Raw genomic sequence first — 20,499 nt, forward strand, 5'->3', positions numbered from 1 at the left:
TGTAATAAATTAAACCAATTTTAAAATTACGAATACTATTTTACTAAAATGAGGCTTTTTTAATCATTTGTAATTGAATTTATTTGATAATTATTTTTTTGCTATAATCTCCTTTAGAAGTTTTCAGTTTTACAATATAAACTCCAGAAGGTAGATTTTTGATCGAAATTTGAATTCTGTTTTGATTTTCATTTTTCACATCCCAATTTGCTACTGCTTGTCCTAACAAATTGAAAAGACGTACATCATTCACCGTTAAATCCAGAACTTTATTTTGGATAATTAAGACTTTATAATTAGTTGAATATAAAATCATAAGTCCGTCATTCAAATTGTTCTCATCAACACCAAGTGTTTTATTTGTGAATTGAAGGGAGAAACGGTTTCTGTATTCGCCGGCAGCTAATGAAATTGTAAAATTACTATTACGAATGTCATGATAAATGCCCGTTACGTTATCATATAAATAAATTTTAGTCGTTTCAGATATATTTTCAAGGGCATCAATTTTTATAGCGGCGATGCCTTCATTTACTATAGTGAGGCCTAAAGAGATTATCCGATCATCATTAAAATCGGGTATTGCTTGAATTATAAATTTACTATTACTAAATTCCCAGTAGATATTATCTCCTTCTATTTCTAGCATCGGGGCATCGTAACCAATGTCAAATTGATTTGTAGTATTACTGTCAACTCCCACCAGTAATTGTCGATTTATTCCTATTGAAGATGCTAAACTCAATCTGATTTTAGGTCTTTGGTCAATGGAAACAAGTTGTTCTTTTTTAGAAAGACTTTCTTTCATAAATATAGAATTTCCAGAACTTTCTCTAATAAAGGCTCGTTGACTGTTTTTAAAATTCAGGGTTCCGCCCTGAACCGTAGCTACTGTTCCTGCTAATGATGAGGCTAATGAAGCATCTACAAAGAAGCCTTGAGCCACTGGAATGTAGCGTTTTGGTGTTTTAGCTCCGGTTGAACCATTATTTATGTTTAAAGGGTCATTAGCAATGGCAACTAATCCACCCATTAATGTATAAGTTGCATAACCTCCAACATATTCAGCCAGAAAGTGATTGCTTGTTAATCCAAAATGATCCCAAAAATAAAGAGCTCCATTAAAGATATTTGCACTGGCTCTACAACCGCTACAATCTTTTAAATTATCTTTTATAAACTCATCGGCATCAAGTGCTGATGGATATGGATTTCCTATCAGATAAGTTTGGTCTACGGCTATATTTAATGGGATATTCCCGGAATTTGGCTTGCCAACAAAAACATAATTTTGTGAAAATAAAAGAGAAGCCGTTCCATCAGTTCCTTTCATTGTAAATCCTTCGCCTATTTTTATGACTCTATTACTTCCAATATAGTTCCATTGAAAATAGTTTTGTAAACCAGTATTAGAATCAGGGGTAAGAGAATTATAGCTGAACAACCAGCGGTTACTTATTTTTATTGGGTTTGTAGCAGCTCCATCTGCAAAATAAGCTCCATCTCCAAAAGTTATGGTTCCAGGACTAAATGGACTTGTGGTAACATCAGTACCGTCTCTTAAAACACCGCCAATGGAATAATTAGTGTTATTTGTACTTACAGGTGAGGACCAGTAATTGTAATTGAAACTATTTTTTTGACCTTGTTGGTCTCTCAATAATTTTCCTTGACCACCAATTGGATTTGCTGCTATTCCAGCCTGAACTAATTGTGCTTCTCCAGTTAAGCGTAAATCACCTTGTGTTAAAGTCAAATTATTCAAAACTGTTAATTCAAAGCCATCAACTACACTTATTCCTTTAGCTGTACCTGAATTATTTGTGGTTAAATTATAAAAAGTTTCATTGGTTTTTATTGCTGCATTTATAGTCTGAATTTGATTTGCTGTTGCACCATTAAAGGTTACTGTTCCAATTCCAGGAACAAAAGAGCCACTGTTTTTCCAGTCGCGACTAATTTGTAAATTTGAAATACTAGATGGCGCCATAGTAACCGAAGCCCCGTTGGCAATTATTAAATCTTGTGCGCTGGCAATATTACTGTATGCTGCCGCAAAAGGAGATGTTGATGGGTTTATGACTGGCATATTTGTAAATCCGGAATTGATAACAGCATTTATTGTACTTGAAGGCAACCCTTGCTCCCAGTTTTTACAATCAAACCAATCGGTACTTACCAATCCTGTCCATATACCGGCAGTACCAGTTAAAACTGTAACTGTAGCAGAACCTGTCAAATCTTGCGGTAATGCAGGATTACAATTTGCATCACTCAATCCTGTAATGGTATATGTTTTATTTACGGTGATGCCACTTATATTAAAAGTATAAGGGTTTGTGGTGGTAGTTACTGTTGTAGGTGTTATCCCATTAGAATAGGTTATAGTCCAAGGTGCAGTTCCTGTTAATGCAATGCTAAAAGTAGCTGTACCATCATAACAGATCGTTTGTGATGGTCCTATGTTTGCTGTAGGTCTAGGATTTACTGCTATCGTTACTGTTTTTGCTGTTCCCATACATCCGTTAGAAGTAGGTGTAATTGTGTAAACAGCTGTTCCGGCTGTAGCGCCTGTTGTTGTTAATTTTTGCGCAATAGTATTTAAAGTACCAGGACTTGCCCCCGATACTCCAGTTTGAACTACAGTCCATGCAAATGTTGTTCCCGGCTCACTACTTGTTAGGGGAATATTAGTGGTGTCATCTGAGCAAATTATCCCGGGAGGAGCGCTAACTACAGGTCTTTGATTAACTGTTACGGTCACATAAGTAGTTCCGTTAGGTCCAAAACTAGTACAACCGTTAAGGTAGGATGTTACAGCGTAGGTTGTTGTTACAGTTGGCGATACAGTTGCATTGGTTGCATTGGTATTGCTTATAACAGTATTCGTATTGGTATCAACCCATTGAGATGTTAGCACTCCTATAGGAGCTTCAGGGATTTCAATGTTATCTATTGCCCATGAACTTCCAACTGTACCTTGGTAGTTAAATCGTATTTTTAAGTTGGTTTGTCCCAAATAAGCACTCAAATCAATACTCATATTAGTAGTAATAGTATATGGAAGCTGAGTGGCTGGTCCATTATACTGTGCCAAAATAGCGTTGTATGAGGTGCCTCCATCTATAGAAATTTCAACTTTTGCTGAAGCACCAGCTAATAAATTATAGGCATGATCAAAATGCAAACTTGCCGATGATAATCCTAAGGTATTGAAAACAGGTGTTTGTAATATGGAGTTGAAATTACCATTGGCAATCACAAATTTTCCGGAAGAGGTATAATTGATGCCAGAATAAGTTCCTCCATTGGTAGCACTTTCCTGAAATGGTCCTGGATTGGTATTACTACCACCGGCAGACAGACAATTTCCACAACCATCCACCAACCAGTTTTTTGGATTGGCAGTGTCAAAAGCACCCCCGGAGGCTAAGCTTTGACTCGTCGCGTAACTGCTTTGAGAAGATAGAATGGTAGAATCACCGTTGCATATTGTGGATGGTGTAGCAGTTACTGGTGAAGGTTTTATATTTGGAATTACGTTTATAATTGATGTGGAGGAATAGGCCAGCGTACATAATGATCCGTTTTGGATAATGGCTCTAAAGAGTGTAGTGGCCAAAATATTTGAATAATCGTATGTTATACCAGTATTTGAAATTGGAATCCAACTAGCTCCTCCTGTAGTTGAAGATTCCCATCGTACTATACTGCCTGTATGCCCACTTAAGTATATCGTTCCGCTGGCAGAATGGCATACGGTAACGATTCTGACAACTGGTAAGATACTGGGCTGAGAAACGGTAACTACGCCTCCTGCTGAAGCTGCTTCAATACTAACTCTTGCAGTTGTTGGTGTCCCGGTACAACCATTTGCCGTCGGTGTAATCGTAAAAGTCACCGTTACAGCTGAATTGGTATTATTTATTAAGCTTCCACTGATGTTTCCACTTCCGCTGGAAGCTATTCCCGTAACGGCTACTGTATTGTCTCTAGTCCAATTATAAGTAGTTGATGGAACATTTCCCGATAAAACTATTGCTGTAATTGCACTTGCAGAACATAGTGTTTGTGTCACCGGAGTTGCTATTGCATTAGGAGTTGGATACACCAAAACTGTCGTGGTTATTGGTGTTCCATTGCAACTGTTAGCAGTTGGTGTGATTGTAAAAGTTACGGTTATGGGTGCACTAGTTGTGTTAGTTAAGTTTCCACTGATGTTTCCGCTTCCACTGATGGCAATTCCTGTTACTGAAACTGTATTATCTCTAGTCCAATTATATGTAGTTGCAGCTACATTTCCGGAAAGAGCCATTGTTGTAATTGCACTTGCTGAACAAATTGTTTGAGCAGCATTTGTTGCCACTGCATTTGGCGTAGGGTTAATGATAACTGTTGCGGTTATGGGTGTTCCACCACATCCATTAGCTGTAGGGGTAATAGTGAAAGTCACGGTTACTGGTGCGTTAGTATTGTTGGTTAAGCTTCCGCTGATGTTTCCGCTTCCGCTGGCGCCAATTCCGGTTACGGCTACTGTATTGTCTCTGGTCCAATTATACGTAGTTGAAGCCACATTTCCAGAAAGAGCCATCGCTGTAATGGCACTTTGTGAACAAATGGTTTGAGCGGCATTTGTTGCTACTGCATTTGGAGTAGGGTTAACGAGAACTGTTGCTATTATTGGTGCTCCATTACAACCATTAGCCATAGGAGTTATTGTAAAAGTCACCGTTACAGCTGCATTAGTAGTGTTTGTTAGGCTTCCGCTAATATTTCCACTTCCACTGGCTGCAATTCCGGTTACTGAGATAGTATTATCTCTAGTCCAATTATAAGTAGTTACAGCTACATTTCCGGAAAAAGCCATTGTTGTAATTGCTGTTGTTGAACAAATTGTTTGAGCAGCATTTGTTGCCACTGCATTTGGTGTAGGATTAACGAGAACTGTTGCTATTATTGGAGTGCCGGAACATCCATTAGCTATAGGGGTAATAGTAAAAGTTACGGTTACGGGTGCATTAGTAGTATTAGTTAGACTTCCACTGATGTCTCCACTTCCACTAGCTGTAATTCCCGTAACAGTTCCTATATTATTTCTAGTCCAATTGAAAGTCGTTGAAGCTACATTTCCAGATAAAACCATTGTTGTAATTGTAGTTGTTGAACAAATTGTTTGAGCTGAATTTGTTGCCACTGCATTTGGTGTAGGGTTAATAAGAACTGTTCTTATTACCTGTGCCGAAGGGCCGTTACAACCATTTGCCGTTATTTGGATATTGACTGAACCAGAAAATCCTGTTGTCCATGTCATCAATCCTGATGAATTGATAGTTCCTGCTGCTGGATTACTTACTGACCAGTTAAAGCCTGTACTGTTAGTTGCTGTGGAAGTAAAGGTAGTTGTTGGAGTAGAAGCTGTTATTTGACAACTTGGTTCTGTCCCTGCAGATACGGTAATCGCTGTTGGTGTACCAACTGTTGGTGTAATAGCAACTGTTCTGATTACTTGTACCGAAGGACCGTTACAACCATTTGCCGTAACTTGAATATTGACGGAACCAGAAAATCCTGTTGTCCATGTCATTACTCCTGATGGGTTGATAGTTCCTGCTGCGGGATTGCTTACTGACCAGTTAAAGCTGGTGCTGTTGGTAGCTGTGGAAGAGAAGGTTGTGGTGGGAGTAGAAGCTGTTATTTGACAACTTGGTTCTGTCCCTGCAGATATGCTAATCGCTGTTGGTATGCCAACAGTTGGTGTAATAATAACTGTTCTGATTACTTGCACTGAAGGACCGTTACAGCCATTTGCTGTTACTTGAATATTGACTGAACCAGAAAATCCTGTTGTCCATGTCATCACTCCAGATGAGTTGATCGTTCCTGCTGCTGGATTACTTACTGACCAGTTAAAACTGGTATTGTTGGTAGCTGTGGAAGCAAAGGTGGTGGTTGGAGTAGAAGCTGTTATTTGACAACTTGGTTCTGTCCCTGCAGCTATGGTAATCGCTGTTGGTGTACCTACTGTTGGCGTAACATTAACTGTTCTGATTACCTGTACTGAAGGGCCGTTACAGCCATTCACTGTTACTTGGATATTGACTGAACCAGAAAATCCTGTTGCCCACGTCATCACTCCTGATGAATTGATAGTTCCTGCTGCTGGATTACTTAATGACCAGTTAAAGCCAGTACTGTTGGTAGCTGTAGTAGCATAGGTAGTGGTAGCAGCAGTTATTTGGCAACTTGGGTCTGTTCCTGAAGCTATGGTAATTGCTGTTGGTGTGCCTACTGTTGGTGTAACCGTAAGTGCTGCGCTAACAGAAGTAACCGTTGGACAAGTATAACCCGAAGGTCCTGAAACAATCACATCATAATTACCTGTACTAGCTAAAACTGCTGTTGCAATTGTATAGGTTGGAGTTGTTGCCCCTGAAATGTTGGTGCCATTTTTTCTCCATTGATAAGTAATAGGATCACCGCCTGCATTTGCAGTAACTGAGAAGCTAATATTGGAAGCGCCTTCACAAACAGTTTGTGCAACAGGCTGGGCTGTAATTAAAATGGATTGGTCTACATTTAAGGTTACCTCATTTGACTTTACAGAGGCACAAGGACTTGCACCACTTACGACAATATAATAAATACCATCATCAGACAAAAATGCCTGACTAAAATTTAAAATATTTGTTTGAGCCCCAGTAATAAATGCAGTATTGGTAACCGCAGTGCCAGGGAAAGTTCCTTTGTACCATTGGTAAGTAAGATTGTCACCACTGGCCACCACACCAAATTGTGCAAGGCTACTGGCACATATGCCCACATTAGATGGCTGAGTTCCTATGATAACTCTACGATTTACTAGCAAGATTACGTTGTTTGAAGTCACTTGTGCGCAAGGGCTTGTGCCAGTTATCACAACATTATAATTATTCGCAGTATCCGTTGTCGACACATTTGAGATTGTTAAAGTCGCACTAGTTGCGCCACTGATATTGCCTCCGTTTACAAGATTAGTAGTACCTTTTCTCCACTGATAGGTTATAGCTGTACCCGTTGCCGTTACGCTGAAACTTACGTTCGTTCCAGAACATGCTGTTTGGGTAGCTGTAGGTTGTGACGTAATTGCCACTGCATCATTCACGACCAGAGTTGAATTATTGGAAGTCACAAAAGTACATGGTGCCGTTCCTGTTATTACAACATTATAATCCACTGCAGCATCGCCTGATGCCACAGGGTTAATAGTTAAAGTATTGGTTGTGGCTCCACTGATGTTGCCGACATTAGAAAGATTGGTTACACCTTTTCTCCATTGATAGGTCAAACCTGTACCGGTTGCTGTTACACTAAAGGTGGCTGAATTTCCTGAACACACTGTTTGGGTAACTGCAGGCTGGGTAGTGATTGCCACTACTTGGTTTACAACGAGAACAGCATTTGAAGAAGTAACCGCAGCACAAGGACTGGCTCCATTCACCACGACATTATAGCTTCCGGCATCGGCTGTTAAAACACCGGTTAATGTTAAAGTCGCACTAGTTGCGCCACTGATATTGCCTCCGTTTACAAGATTAGTAGTACCTTTTCTCCACTGATAGGTTATACCTGTACCCGTTGCCGTTACGCTGAAACTTACGTTCGTTCCAGAACATGCTGTTTGGGTAGCTGTAGGTTGTGACGTAATTGCCACTGCATCATTCACGACCAGAGTTGAATTATTGGAAGTCACAAAAGTACATGGTGCCGTTCCTGTTATTACAACATTATAATCCACTGCAGCATCGCCTGATGCCACAGGGTTAATAGTTAAAGTATTGGTTGTGGCTCCACTGATGTTACCGACATTAGAAAGATTGGTTACACCTTTTCGCCATTGATAGGTCAAACCTGTACCGGTTGCCGTTACACTAAAGGTGGCTGAATTTCCTGAACACACTGTTTGGGTAACTGCAGGCTGGGTAGTGATTGCCACTACTTGGTTTACAATGAGAACAACATTTGAAGAAGTAACCGCAGCACAAGGACTGGCTCCATTCACCACGACATTATAGCTTCCGGCATCGGCTGTTAAAACACCGGTTAATGTTAAAGTCGCACTAGTTGCACCGCCTATATTGCCTCCGTTTACAAGATTAGTAGTACCTTTTCTCCACTGATAGGTTATACCTGTACCCGTTGCCGTTACGCTGAAACTTACGTTTGTTCCAGAACATGCTGTTTGGGTAGCTGTAGGTTGTGACGTAATTGCCACTGCATCATTCACGACCAGAGTTGAATTATTGGAAGTCACAAAAGTACATGGTGCCGTTCCTGTTATTACAACATTATAATCCGCTGCAGCATCGCCTGATGCCACAGGGTTAATAGTTAAAGTATTGGTTGTGGCTCCACTGATGTTACCGACATTGGAAAGATTGGTTACACCTTTTCGCCATTGATAGGTCAAACCTGTACCGGTTGCCGTTACACTAAAGGTGGCTGAATTTCCTGAACACACTGTTTGGGTAACTGCAGGCTGGGTAGTGATTGCCACTACTTGGTTTACAATGAGAACAACATTTGAAGAAGTAACCGCAGCACAAGGACTGGCTCCATTCAGCACGACATTATAGCTTCCGGCATCGGCTGTTAAAACACCGGTTAATGTTAAAGTCGCACTAGTTGCACCGCCTATATTGCCTCCGTTTACAAGATTAGTAGTACCTTTTCTCCACTGATAGGTTATACCTGTACCCGTTGCCGTTACGCTGAAACTTACGTTTGTTCCAGAACATACTGTTTGGGTAGCTGTAGGTTGTGACGTAATTGCCACTGCATCATTGACGACCAGAGTTGAATTATTGGAAGTCACAAAAGTACATGGTGCCGTTCCTGTTATTACAACATTATAATCCGCTGCAGCATCGCCTGATGCCACAGGGTTAATAGTTAAAGTATTTGTTGTGGCTCCACTGATGTTGCCGACATTAGAAAGATTGGTTACACCTTTTCGCCATTGATAGGTCAAACCTGTGCCGGTTGCCGTTACACTAAAGGTGGCTGAATTTCCTGAACACACTGTTTGGGTAACTGCAGGCTGGGTAGTGATTGCCACTACTTGGTTTACAATGAGAACAGCATTTGAAGAAGTAACCGCAGCACAAGGACTGGCTCCATTCACCACGACATTATAGCTTCCGGCATCGGCTGTTAAAACACCGGTTAATGTTAAAGTCGCACTAGTCGCACCGCCTATATTGCCTCCATTAACAAGGTTTGTTCCACCTTTTCTCCATTGGTAAGTTAATCCTGTACCTGATGCCGTTATGCTGAAACTTACGTTCGTTCCAGAACATGCTGTTTGGGTAGCTACAGGTTGTGACGTAATTGCCACAGTCTGGTTTATAGTAATAATTAATTGATCAGTTCCAGAGGTGCAACTTCCCGCAGGGTCATTTGAGGTTGCATCAATTGTTACCGTGCCACTTGAAATGTTTGGTGTATAAGTATATATTACTGGATATGGTCCTCCGCTAATTGTTCCACTAGAGGATGTAAATGTAAGGGCATTTGCATTACCTGTTAATATAGGATTTAAACTAATACTTGTTCCAGAACACATACTAATATCAGCACCAAGGTTCACGGCCGCAAAAGTATTTACATCAACATTAAAAGTTTTTAAATTACCAGTGCCACATGGGTTACTTACTTGAACACTAATGTTTTGATTATTTCCTATTGTTGCTGATCCTGTTGCAGTTGCATTAATTGATATAGTTCCTTGTCCGGAATTTATTACCCAGCCTGTAGGAACAGTCCAAGTGTAAAGAGTCGCACCACTCACGGCGGATACTGAATATGTAGTGGAAGCAATGGGGCAAACTGCTGTAGGACCTGATATTGGATTTGCTGGGAGTAAAGGAGTTCCTGTATAAACTGTCATCACAATACTATTACTGGTAGCTGTAATTGGTGATGCACAGGTAGCATTTGAAGTCATTACAACCGTGATTGTAGATGGGTTTGCTAGTGATGTAGTGGTATAAGTGGAGCTTGTTGCTCCAACAATAGTTGTTCCGTTTCTTTGCCATTGGTAAGTTGGAGTAGTTCCACCATTTGTTGGACTTGCAGTAAAAGTTACTGAAGTTCCGGAACTTGAACATATTGATGTTGTAGTACTGGAAATATTTACCGAAGGAACAAGTGCCGGATTAACTATTATTGTGCCTGTTGCTGTAGCTTGGGCACAGGTACCTGTTGTAGTTACCGTATAATTAAAAGTACCCACTGTAGTTGGAGTTCCACTGATGGTGAATATACCTGTATTAAAAGTGCCTGTTACGCCTGATGGTAAACCTGTTACACCTGATCCAGTACCTCCACCGCTTACTGCAAATGTGATATTGCTTATTGCAACATTAATACATCTTGTTTGGTTATTAGTACCTGCTCCAGAAGTTAAACTGATTGTTGCATTGGGATTTACGGTTATTATTCCGGTAGATGTAGTTTGAACACAAGTTCCGGTTGTTGTAATGGTATAAGGAAACGAGCCACTCACGGTAGGAGTACCACTTATTGTAAACACACCTCCACTGAAATTACCAGATATTCCTACAGGTAAACCAGCTACTCCTGCGCCGGTTCCTCCACCACTAATACTAAATGTAATATTTGTCATTAATGTGTTTGCACATAATGTCTGATTATTAGTTCCAGCTCCCGAAGTTAAACTAATTGCTGCATTCGGATTAACTGTAATTGTTCCTGTTGCTATAGCTTGGGAACAAGTACCAGTTGTTGTTACAGTATAATTAAATATACCTGCAACGGTTGATGTTCCGCTGATGGTGAATGTACCTGCACTAAAAGCACCTGTTATTCCTGCAGGTAAACCTGTTACTCCTGCTCCGGTTCCTCCACCACTTACAGTATATGTGATATTACTTATCGCAACATTAATACATCTTGTTTGAATATTAGTTCCAACTCCCGAAGTTAAACTCATTGTTGCAATAGGATTAACTGTAATTGTTCCTGTTGCTATTGCTTGGGAACAAGTACCAGTTGTTGTAATGGTATAAGGAAATGAACCACTCACGGTAGGAGTGCCACTTATTGTAAATATTCCTCCACTGAAATTACTAGATATTCCTGCAGGTAAACCTGTTACTCCTGCGCCGGTTCCTCCACCACTAATACTAAATATAATATTTGTCATTAATGTGCTTGCACATAATGTTTGATTATTAGTGCCAGCTCCCGAAGTTAAACTGATTGCGGCATCCAGATTAATTGTAATTATTCCAGTCGCAGTAGTCTGAGAACAAGTACCTGTTGTTGTTACCGTATAATTAAATATACCTGCAACGGTTGGTGTTCCGCTGATTGTAAAAGTGTTTCCACTAAAACTACCAGTAACGCCTGATGGTAAGCCTATTACCCCTGCTCCGGTACCTCCGCCACTTACTGTAAATGTGATGTTACTTATTGCAACATTAATACATCTTGTTTGGTTATTAGTACCTGCTCCAGAAGTTAAACTGATTGTTGCATTGGGATTTACGGTTATTATTCCAGTCGCTGCAGTTTGAACACAAGTTCCGGTTGTTGTAATGGTATAAGGAAATGAACCACTCAAGGTAGGAGTGCCACTTATTGTAAATATTCCTCCACTGAAATTACCAGATATTCCTGTAGGTAAACCTGTTACTCCAGCGCCAGTTCCACCACCACTAATACTAAATGTAATATTTGTCATTAATGTGCTTGCACATAATGTCTGATTATTAGTTCCAGCTCCCGAAGTTAAACTGATTGCGGCATCCGGATTAACCGTTATTGTTCCTGTTGCTGTAGCTTGGGAACAGGTGCCTGTTGTAGTTACCGTATAATTAAAAGTACCTGCTGCAGTTGGAGTTCCACTGATGGTGAATGTACCTGCACTAAAGGCACCTGTTATTCCTGCAGGTAAACCTGTTACTCCTGCTCCGGTGCCACCACCATTTATTGTATATATTATATTACTTATCGCAACATTAATACATCTTGTTTGAATATTTGTACCTACCCCTGAAGTTAAACTGATTATTGCAATAGGATTTACAGTAATTGTTCCAGTCGCTGTAGTTTGAGTACAAGTTCCTGTTGTTGTAATGGTATAAGGAAATGAACCACTCACGGTAGGAGTGCCACTTATTGTAAATATTCCTCCACTGAAATTACCAGATATTCCTGCAGGTAAACCAGCTACTCCTGCACCGGTTCCACCACCACTAATACTAAATGTAATATTTGTCATTAATGTGCTTTCACATAATGTTTGATTATTAGTGCCAGCTCCCGAAGTTAAACCAATTGTTGCATTCGGATTAACCGTAACTTGGATTGAATTACTGCTAACCATTGCAGGTATGGCACAGGAAGCTGATGATGTTACATCTAATGTAATAACATCATTATTTGAAAGTGTTGAGGAAGTAAATGAGTTGCTGTTTGTTCCAACTAGAGTCCCATTTAAACGCCATTGATAGGTTGGAGTGAGACCGCCATTGGTCAATGCATCTACACTAAATGTCACTGATGTCCCTGCACAAAATGTTGTTTCAGTTGCTTCAATAGTAACAGATGGTGTTAGCAAAGGATTCACCGTCATCGTTAAAATATTACTGGTTACTGTAGCAGGAGCTGGGCAGATTGCATTTGAAGTCATTTCAACTTTCACCTGATTTCCATTAACAAGAGAATTGGTTGTGAAAGTGGGGCTATTTGTACCAACAGCAATTCCAGCAAGATACCATTGGTACGCTGGAGTGCTACCTCCATTTATAGGAGTCGCAGTAAATGTTACCGAAGTTCCAGAGCATATAGGACTAACAGGATTTGCAAGAATTGATACCGATGGAACGGAAATATTATTTACAGTAAATGTGCCCGAGCTAATAATATCCGGACCTAAAGCCGGTTTCACCGAAATAAGTCCAGTTGTGGCAGTTGCAGGTAAGACGGCAGTAATTTGGGTATCATTGTCTACAATGAAAGAAGTTGCTGCGACACCATTAAAAGTTGTTGAGGAAGCTCCACTAAAACCGGTTCCAGTTATGACAACTGAAGCACCAGAACCAGTACAGGCATTAGTTGGAGTAAAACTTGATATTGTTTGAGCAAAACTATCAATGTTAACAAAAAAAACAAGCAAAACAATCAAAAACAAATGGTAATTTTTCGATACGATTAATGCTAAAGATAAATTTATATGGAAGTTACAGTAATTTTTTTTCATGATACCTACATTTTAAAATCAAACGATTAATATTTTTATAAAAAGGCATAGAGAAATTCATGCTGTCCTTAGAAACAAATAATGTTTTATTGTAGTGGTATTGTTTTCAATGAAAATCTATCTGCCTGTTACAGTTTTTGGTGTAATTTTTATTTTTTACACAAAAAGTAACAAGAAGAATTGTGCTCGGAGTACTATTTATTTACTTTTCGTTTTAATGTGTTTGGCTTACATGTCTTAAAATTAAGTATTTATGATGATATTGTTTAAAAAAAATTTTTTTTTTCGATGAAAGGATTTTATCATCCGACAAACTACTCGTTTTAAGAAAATTAACTTTAAATGGTTTAGTTTTTTGTTCATTTAAGGTCAATTTAGACATAAAAAAAACTGTCTTTTCAGACAGTTTCTACATCTTAAATTTATTTTTTCTTATTATTAAGGGATAATTATTTTTTTGCTAAAATCTCCTTTTGTGGTTTGAAGTTTTACAATATATACCCCGGAATTTACTTTTTTAATAAGTAAGTGAATGTTTTGTTGGTCTTGATTATCAATTTTCCAAGTGTCTATCGATTGGCCATTTATATTGAATAAAGTAACTTTTTTAACGGTTGTGTCCAATATGTTATTGTTGATTATAAGACTATTTCCATTTTGTAAATGCGTAATTTTAATGGTATTATCATTAATGATTTTGTCATCAATACTTAATGTTTTATTAGTAAATCGTAATGAAAAACGGTTGTTGTTTACACCTTTTGGCAGAATCACTTCGAATGTTTTATTGCGAATATCATGATACATCCCTGTCAAATCATCGTAGATGTAAATTACTTGTGCTGAGTCGAAGTTTTCTAATTCATCAATTAAGAACTTTACTGTTCCTTCAGCATCTGTTTTTACACCAATCGGGTAGGAGGCACTTGCATCAAAAAATCCTTCTCCTTCTATTACTAATTGGTTTTCACCATTCAATAAGTACATGTCATTTGGAAAGTCATCGATATTAAAACCATCATAACCGTAATCGATTTCGCGAGTTGCTTTTTCATCCATGAATCCTAACAACAACTGTCTATGATAATCATTATGGGAATTGAAACCTAAACGAATTCTTTTATAAGTATCTTTTATTACAGGGTCATTATTGTTATTATTCCAGGTTGTTTCTTTATCGGTTTTAGTTTTATACATTATATTCGAATTTAAAGCGTCATTTTCTTTATGAAAAGCTCTTTGGCTATTTCTAAAAGTAACAATGCCACTAGAACCTATTTTTCCAATTATAAAAAAACCTTGTCCTACCGGAATATATCGGTTAGGGATTCCTCTTGACGGAGTTCCTGATTTGCTGATGAAATCTACACCTGCAGATGAAGGGGCTAATCCTCCAGTTAAATTTCGTACAGCATATCCCCCTTGATAATCACGTAAAACGTGTGTGTTATTAGTAGCATAATGTTCCCAAAAATATAAAGTGCCATCTGTAGAAGGGCTTGAGAAAGTTTCTAAAGAACTTATATTATCAGTTATAAAAGCATCAGCATCTAATGCTGATGGATAGGGATTACCAGCTAACAATAATTGATTATCACCTATAGTATTTGTTAAAATTGTACCGTTATTTGGTTTTCCAACAAAAGTATAATTTTGAGTTCCTGATATCGCTCCACTTCCTTTTAATGTAAATCCTTGGCCTACACGTAGTGGATTTGTTTCTAATATTTGAACCCAATTAGCATAAGTATTGACATAATTATCAAATTTATAAAGCCAGTAACGAGGTAAACTAATAGGGGTTGTGGGCGCTCCATCATAGCCACCAATCCAGTTAATATTTTGTGGAGTTGTTGTAGTGCCATCTTTCATTACTCCACCAACAGTATAATTAGTATTGTTGGTAGCAGTGTTTGCAGGACTTACTGGAGAACTCCAATAGTTATAATTGTATTTGTTGGATTGACCTTGTTGGTCTCTTTCTATTGACCCAGAGCTTGTAATATCTAAGTCGCTCTCCATAGTTTGCACTAACTGTGACATTTCCACTAAATCTAGTTTTCCATCTAGTTTTAAATACCAATCATTTTGTATTTTGGTATCATTATTCATCACAATTTTTTTTCCAGAATCTACCAGCATTCCCAAATCAATATTATTAGCCGTTTCAGTAATATCATGTTGTACTTTTACGATAGACCAATCCTGATCCATAATATCATTCCCTCTAATTTCTTTTGTAGGACTGTTTACAGCAGTAGCAAAACTTCCGTTTCTTTCCGTTAAAAAAGGCATAGGGGCCTGTTGCACATATATATGTTTATGGTTATATATTTTTGTTCCGGTAACATCAATAGCTGTTGTTGTTAAGTCATCAATAATGTCATTTATATAGTTGTCCATTCTATAATAACGAAGCAAATTAGTAAAAGGCAAAGAAGTAGGGGATGTGGTGACATTTTTAGGAACAATTGTACCTCTAATTTCTGAACCGATATCTTGGATTTCTTGATACACCATTCTTTGTAAGTGGGATGCAGTTAAAGCCATATTAAACACCCGTACTTCATCAATTTTTCCTTTAAAATATTTTGTATTTGAACTAGGGTCTTTTCCTAAAGTAAGTAATGTTGCATCAGCTGAGATGCTTCCGGTTTTAGCTTGGGTTGCCACCAAAGCACCGTTTAAATATAACTTTATATTTGCTCCGTCGTAAATTACCCCAACATGATACCACTGGGATACATTTAAAGCTGTATTGTAAGTTACTGTTGTACCGTTTACAACTGCTTCCAATTTCTTAGCGGCAGTAATTCGGATTTGAAAATTATTTTGTCCTGCAATAACTCCATCAGTAGAAAAAGCGGCATTTAAATCAATCCATGCCATTAAAGATGCATTGGCTAATCCCCCAAGAATTGCCGTACTTTGACCATAATCGTTTCTACCGTCAAAGTCTAGAAATAATTTGGTGTGTAAATCTCTAGGAGAACCAAACAGAGCCGTGTTGGTGTCAAAAGTATCCAGAATTCCATCTTTATCAATATCGGTTGTGCCATCAATAACGCCATTATTATTGGTGTCTAAAGTTTTATAGTCATAGATTAATAAAGTATTGGCAATATCAAATGTACTTTCATTAGATTTTACATCAAGATAATCAGGGATTCCGTCTCCATCTGTGTCTTTTAGATAAGTAGTTGCAGGATTTGCAGTTGCAATACCTTGTCCTAAATTTCCGTATTGGTTCGTAGCTCCCGTACCATAGTCATAAATGTCTAATATTCCGTCACCAAAACCTTCTGTTATTCCATCTCCATTAATGTCTTTACTTCTAAATGTTTCTGATTCCGGACCGTCTCCTGTTCCATCTCCATTAATGTCTCCGTCACCATTTTCATATCCAGAAACAGCATTTGTATTTCCTGCCCCAGATTCGTCCACGTCAAAAAGACTATCGTTGTCGCTATCTAAATCAATATAATTTGGGATTCCATCACCATCAGAGTCTAGTGCAGCTAGTACGGCTGTCGACTCAGCACTATCAAGAAGTCCGTTTCCGTTGATATCTACCCAAGTCACATCTATTTTTCCTTTGGCGTTACTCAAGTTTCCTAAGCCTGCTTCTATAACATCTTCAATTCCGTCATTATCGGCATCCAGATCAAACATGTCAGCAACGCCATCATTGTCTAAATCACATAAAGTTTGTGAAATTAGGATATCATCCAATGCAAGGTCATTACCGCCACCACCAGGAGCATTGTTTTTGAAACGAATGGTAAAGGCATTCACATTTCCTAAGTTGACACTAGTAGTAAATTGTTTCCAAACTCCTTGAGTGCAGGTATTGTCTGTTGTGCTTCCGGAACATCTTCCGATGTTTCCTGTGTTGAAAGTTGTAAGAAGATTGTTTGATAAATCATAAAACTCTACTGTTACATTGGGTAAAATTGAGTTTGGGAAAGTAGAGGCGGCCATTATGTTTAATACCCAAAAACTGTAAGTTATCGGTAAATTTGACAAAACCCCGGTAATAGTTGTTTCATAGAATGTTCCGGGAGTAAAGCTGGCATTAAAAACAGCCATTCTTCCATTGGTATCTCCTGTGGTATGATCTTCTCCGTTATACCAAGCTAAATCACCATGAATATTTTCAGGGTCGCTAGCTACTGTTCCTGTTATTTTAGAGACTACCGTGTATTCACCATCATCCAGTATCCAGGTTGATTGACTAGGACATGCAGTCGTATTGGTGCCTGCAATTCCGTCTTCATAACAATAGGTTGTTGTGGCATTATAGGCAGCAGTAAAGCTTGAAGTTTTTCCTCCTGTGCCAAAGGTTTCATTCAGAAATTTATAATCAACTTTATGGCCATTTGAGCTGTTACAATTAACTTCCTCAGTAGCATCTAGAATGCCATCATTATCATCATCTATATCAAAATTGTCATATACACCATCCCCGTCGCTATCAAAAAAGGTTTGAATTCCCGTACCTTGAATAGAAAAGTCATAAGGATTTTCATTAGAGTCATTGTTTATAATTGAAATTACGGCAGTTTTTAAACCTAAGGTATTAGGATTAAAACTAACAGAAAATGTAGAGCTGACTCCAGCTGCAATTGAAGCACTCGGACTAGTGGTAACGGAGAAATCACCAGCGTTAGTTCCAGAGATAGTTATGGCTCCTATGGATAAGGCTGAAGTACCAGTATTTTGAATAGTGTATGTTTTTGTGATGATTCCCGTACTGGTCTCCATTGATCCAAATTCTGTCCAGTCTATGATGCTTGGGGTCGCATCACCATCAATAATTGAAGTGGTGTTACCCAGAATATTTATTTCTGGAGAATTTACCGTTGCAACTATTGCGGTTCTTGGAGAAGATGTACAAGAAGCATTGGTGGTTTCAACATAATAAGTTGTAGTTGTTGTAATAATGGGAGTGGTAAAACTTGTCCCTGTAGCTAAGGCACTTCCTCCAGTTGATGCTGCAAACCAAGAAATTGTTCCTGCAGAAGGTACAGCTCCCAACACGACTGTTCCGGAACCATTTCTAGAATCAGGAGCCGTACTCGTAATTGTAGGATTTGCATTCACAGTTACGCTTGTCGAATTATTTGTACCAATAGCAGAACTACAATAATTTGGAGAAGTTCCACCACTTGCAAGATTTGTAATTGTTATAGTGGTTGTGCCTGAATTTGATAATGCACCTGTGGTAAAACTTCCAGAACCGGCACTTGTTACGGTCATAGTAACTGTACTTCCTGTTGCAGTATTTCCCCCTGTTAAGTTGTATGTAACTGTGTAAGTTCCTGCTGGTAATCCTGCAGCTGAAGAAGTTACGGACACGCTTGCATTATTTGTTGCACATATCGGTGATGCAACAGCTGTTGTGCTTAAGCTATAAGTAGGACAGGTCCATGTGATGTTGATTTTACCTGTTCCTCCAAAAGCTCCATCATCATTGTTTTTCCCACCACCTCCACCACCTCCTGGAAACGAACCAATAACAGTAGCTGAGCCAGAAGAGCCGTTTCCTCCATTTCCTCCACCGCTAGGGGCAATTGCTCCGTTCTGATTAGTAGCATTAACGCCAATTAAAACTGTTCCTGCAGAAGAACCACCACCACCACCATTTGTTGCGCCACCTGCACCATTACCACCAGAGAGAACAACATCTCCTATAGAAGCCGCTGAAGAACCACCATTGGCACCTGTTGCTGTATTATTAGACACACTGTTCCCCCCTTTTGCAAGGATAGAAGTGTTGTTTGAAAACCACGAATCTCCTCCAGCTGAAGTTGTTGAGCTTCCTGGTCCCACTGTTACCGTATGTGATGATCCAGATGTTACGGTTAATACTTTTTTTGCATAAGCGCCACCACCACCACCACCATAGGTACTGTTACCAGTTGTTTTTGAACCACCTTTTCCTCCACCGCCCCAAGCTTCGACTGTTAAGGTTGTAACTCCTGCAGGAACGATAAATGTTCCAGATGAACTGTATGTTTGCGTTGTTTGTGAATATCCAAAAATTGTAATAAAAAGAAAACAAAATGTGAGAATTAGTTTTATATTTATTAAAGTAATTTTCTTCATGATTTTCTCCTGTTTAAATTAATTATGGCACATGTTTTTTTATTTTAAATGAATTCAGATTAAGAATCATGCTTATTGAGGATTTAAATTTATGCGTTTTGCTTTATTTAATAGATTAAAAGCTTAAAAAAATCGATTAAAAGCATTTTAAATAAAATTTTGTACGTAAAATTATATATAAAAATATTTATTTATTAAAATAAATCACTTGATTAGGTTGATGAATTCTCTAAGTAACAGTATTAATAGTGCTATTAATACTGGGAATTTTATAGGGTTTTGTTGACTAATAATAAGGAAATAAAAATATTGAAAAGGCTTTGTGTAGATTGCCCAAATTTAATTTCAAAACGAAGTTTTAACTTGCTTTGTCAATTTCTTGCATATATTTTGTAAACGAATTCTTTATACAATTAGATTAGTTTTATTTAAATACTCCCAAGAATGGTCTATCAAACTACTACTGGCTTTCTTTGATTACTTTTTTCCTTGTCTTTAAGAGTTCTACATTACCAGTTACGATGATAAAAAGCAAACGAATGATTTCATACTATTTCCAGAGAGAAAAATATTATCAAAACTATGATGAATGATGTGTCAAAAGGATTTACTCATTATAAAATATGGTGGATATTGATAAAAAAGTAAATTTTAAAGATTTAAGAAAGACTTATATATCTTGGGTCCATGAAGTAATGAACAAAGACACGGGTATTTTATCATCACATTCAACCCATAAGATACTCGAAAGATATTATATTGGCTCAACTATTTTGACAAAAATAGAAGAGGGGTACTAAAAATTTCAATCTTTGGAGCTTAATATGTCACTCCTTTTCGTCACTCCTAAGGGTTGGGGTCTGAGGAATATACTAAATTTTAAGCATAAAAAAACCCTAACATATTGATGTTAGGGTTTTTGCTTTGGTAGCGAGACCGAGATTTGAACTCGGGACCTCAGGGTTATGAATCTGAAAATAGTTTTTAATTCCCTGTGTTTACTGGGGTTTACAAAGCTATTTTAGTATGAAAAAATATAAATCGTATGCGTTTTAGTATTCCTAGATTGTTAATTATTAAGGCGTTTGTATTTCAAAGATAAAGAATTTATTAATTGTTTTTAACTG

2 protein-coding genes are annotated in these 20,499 nt (G+C 38.1%); both read right to left on the reverse strand.

Annotated elements, in window-relative coordinates; translation table 11 throughout:
- Window positions 1-79: 79 nt before the first annotated feature.
- Complete coding sequence (locus tag ACM55M_RS10585; protein ID WP_416857593.1) at window positions 80-13,264, reverse strand: T9SS type A sorting domain-containing protein; 13,185 nt, start codon at window positions 13,262-13,264, stop codon at window positions 80-82.
- A gap of 438 nt (window positions 13,265-13,702) precedes the next feature.
- Window positions 13,703-19,372: a LamG-like jellyroll fold domain-containing protein gene (locus tag ACM55M_RS10590; RefSeq protein ID WP_416857594.1), complete on the reverse strand. Its 5,670-nt coding sequence runs from the start codon at window positions 19,370-19,372 to the stop codon at window positions 13,703-13,705.
- Window positions 19,373-20,499: the final 1,127 nt, after the last annotated feature.

It is taken from the genome of Flavobacterium galactosi (genome assembly GCF_048158585.1).
Taxonomy (GTDB): domain Bacteria; phylum Bacteroidota; class Bacteroidia; order Flavobacteriales; family Flavobacteriaceae; genus Flavobacterium; species Flavobacterium galactosi.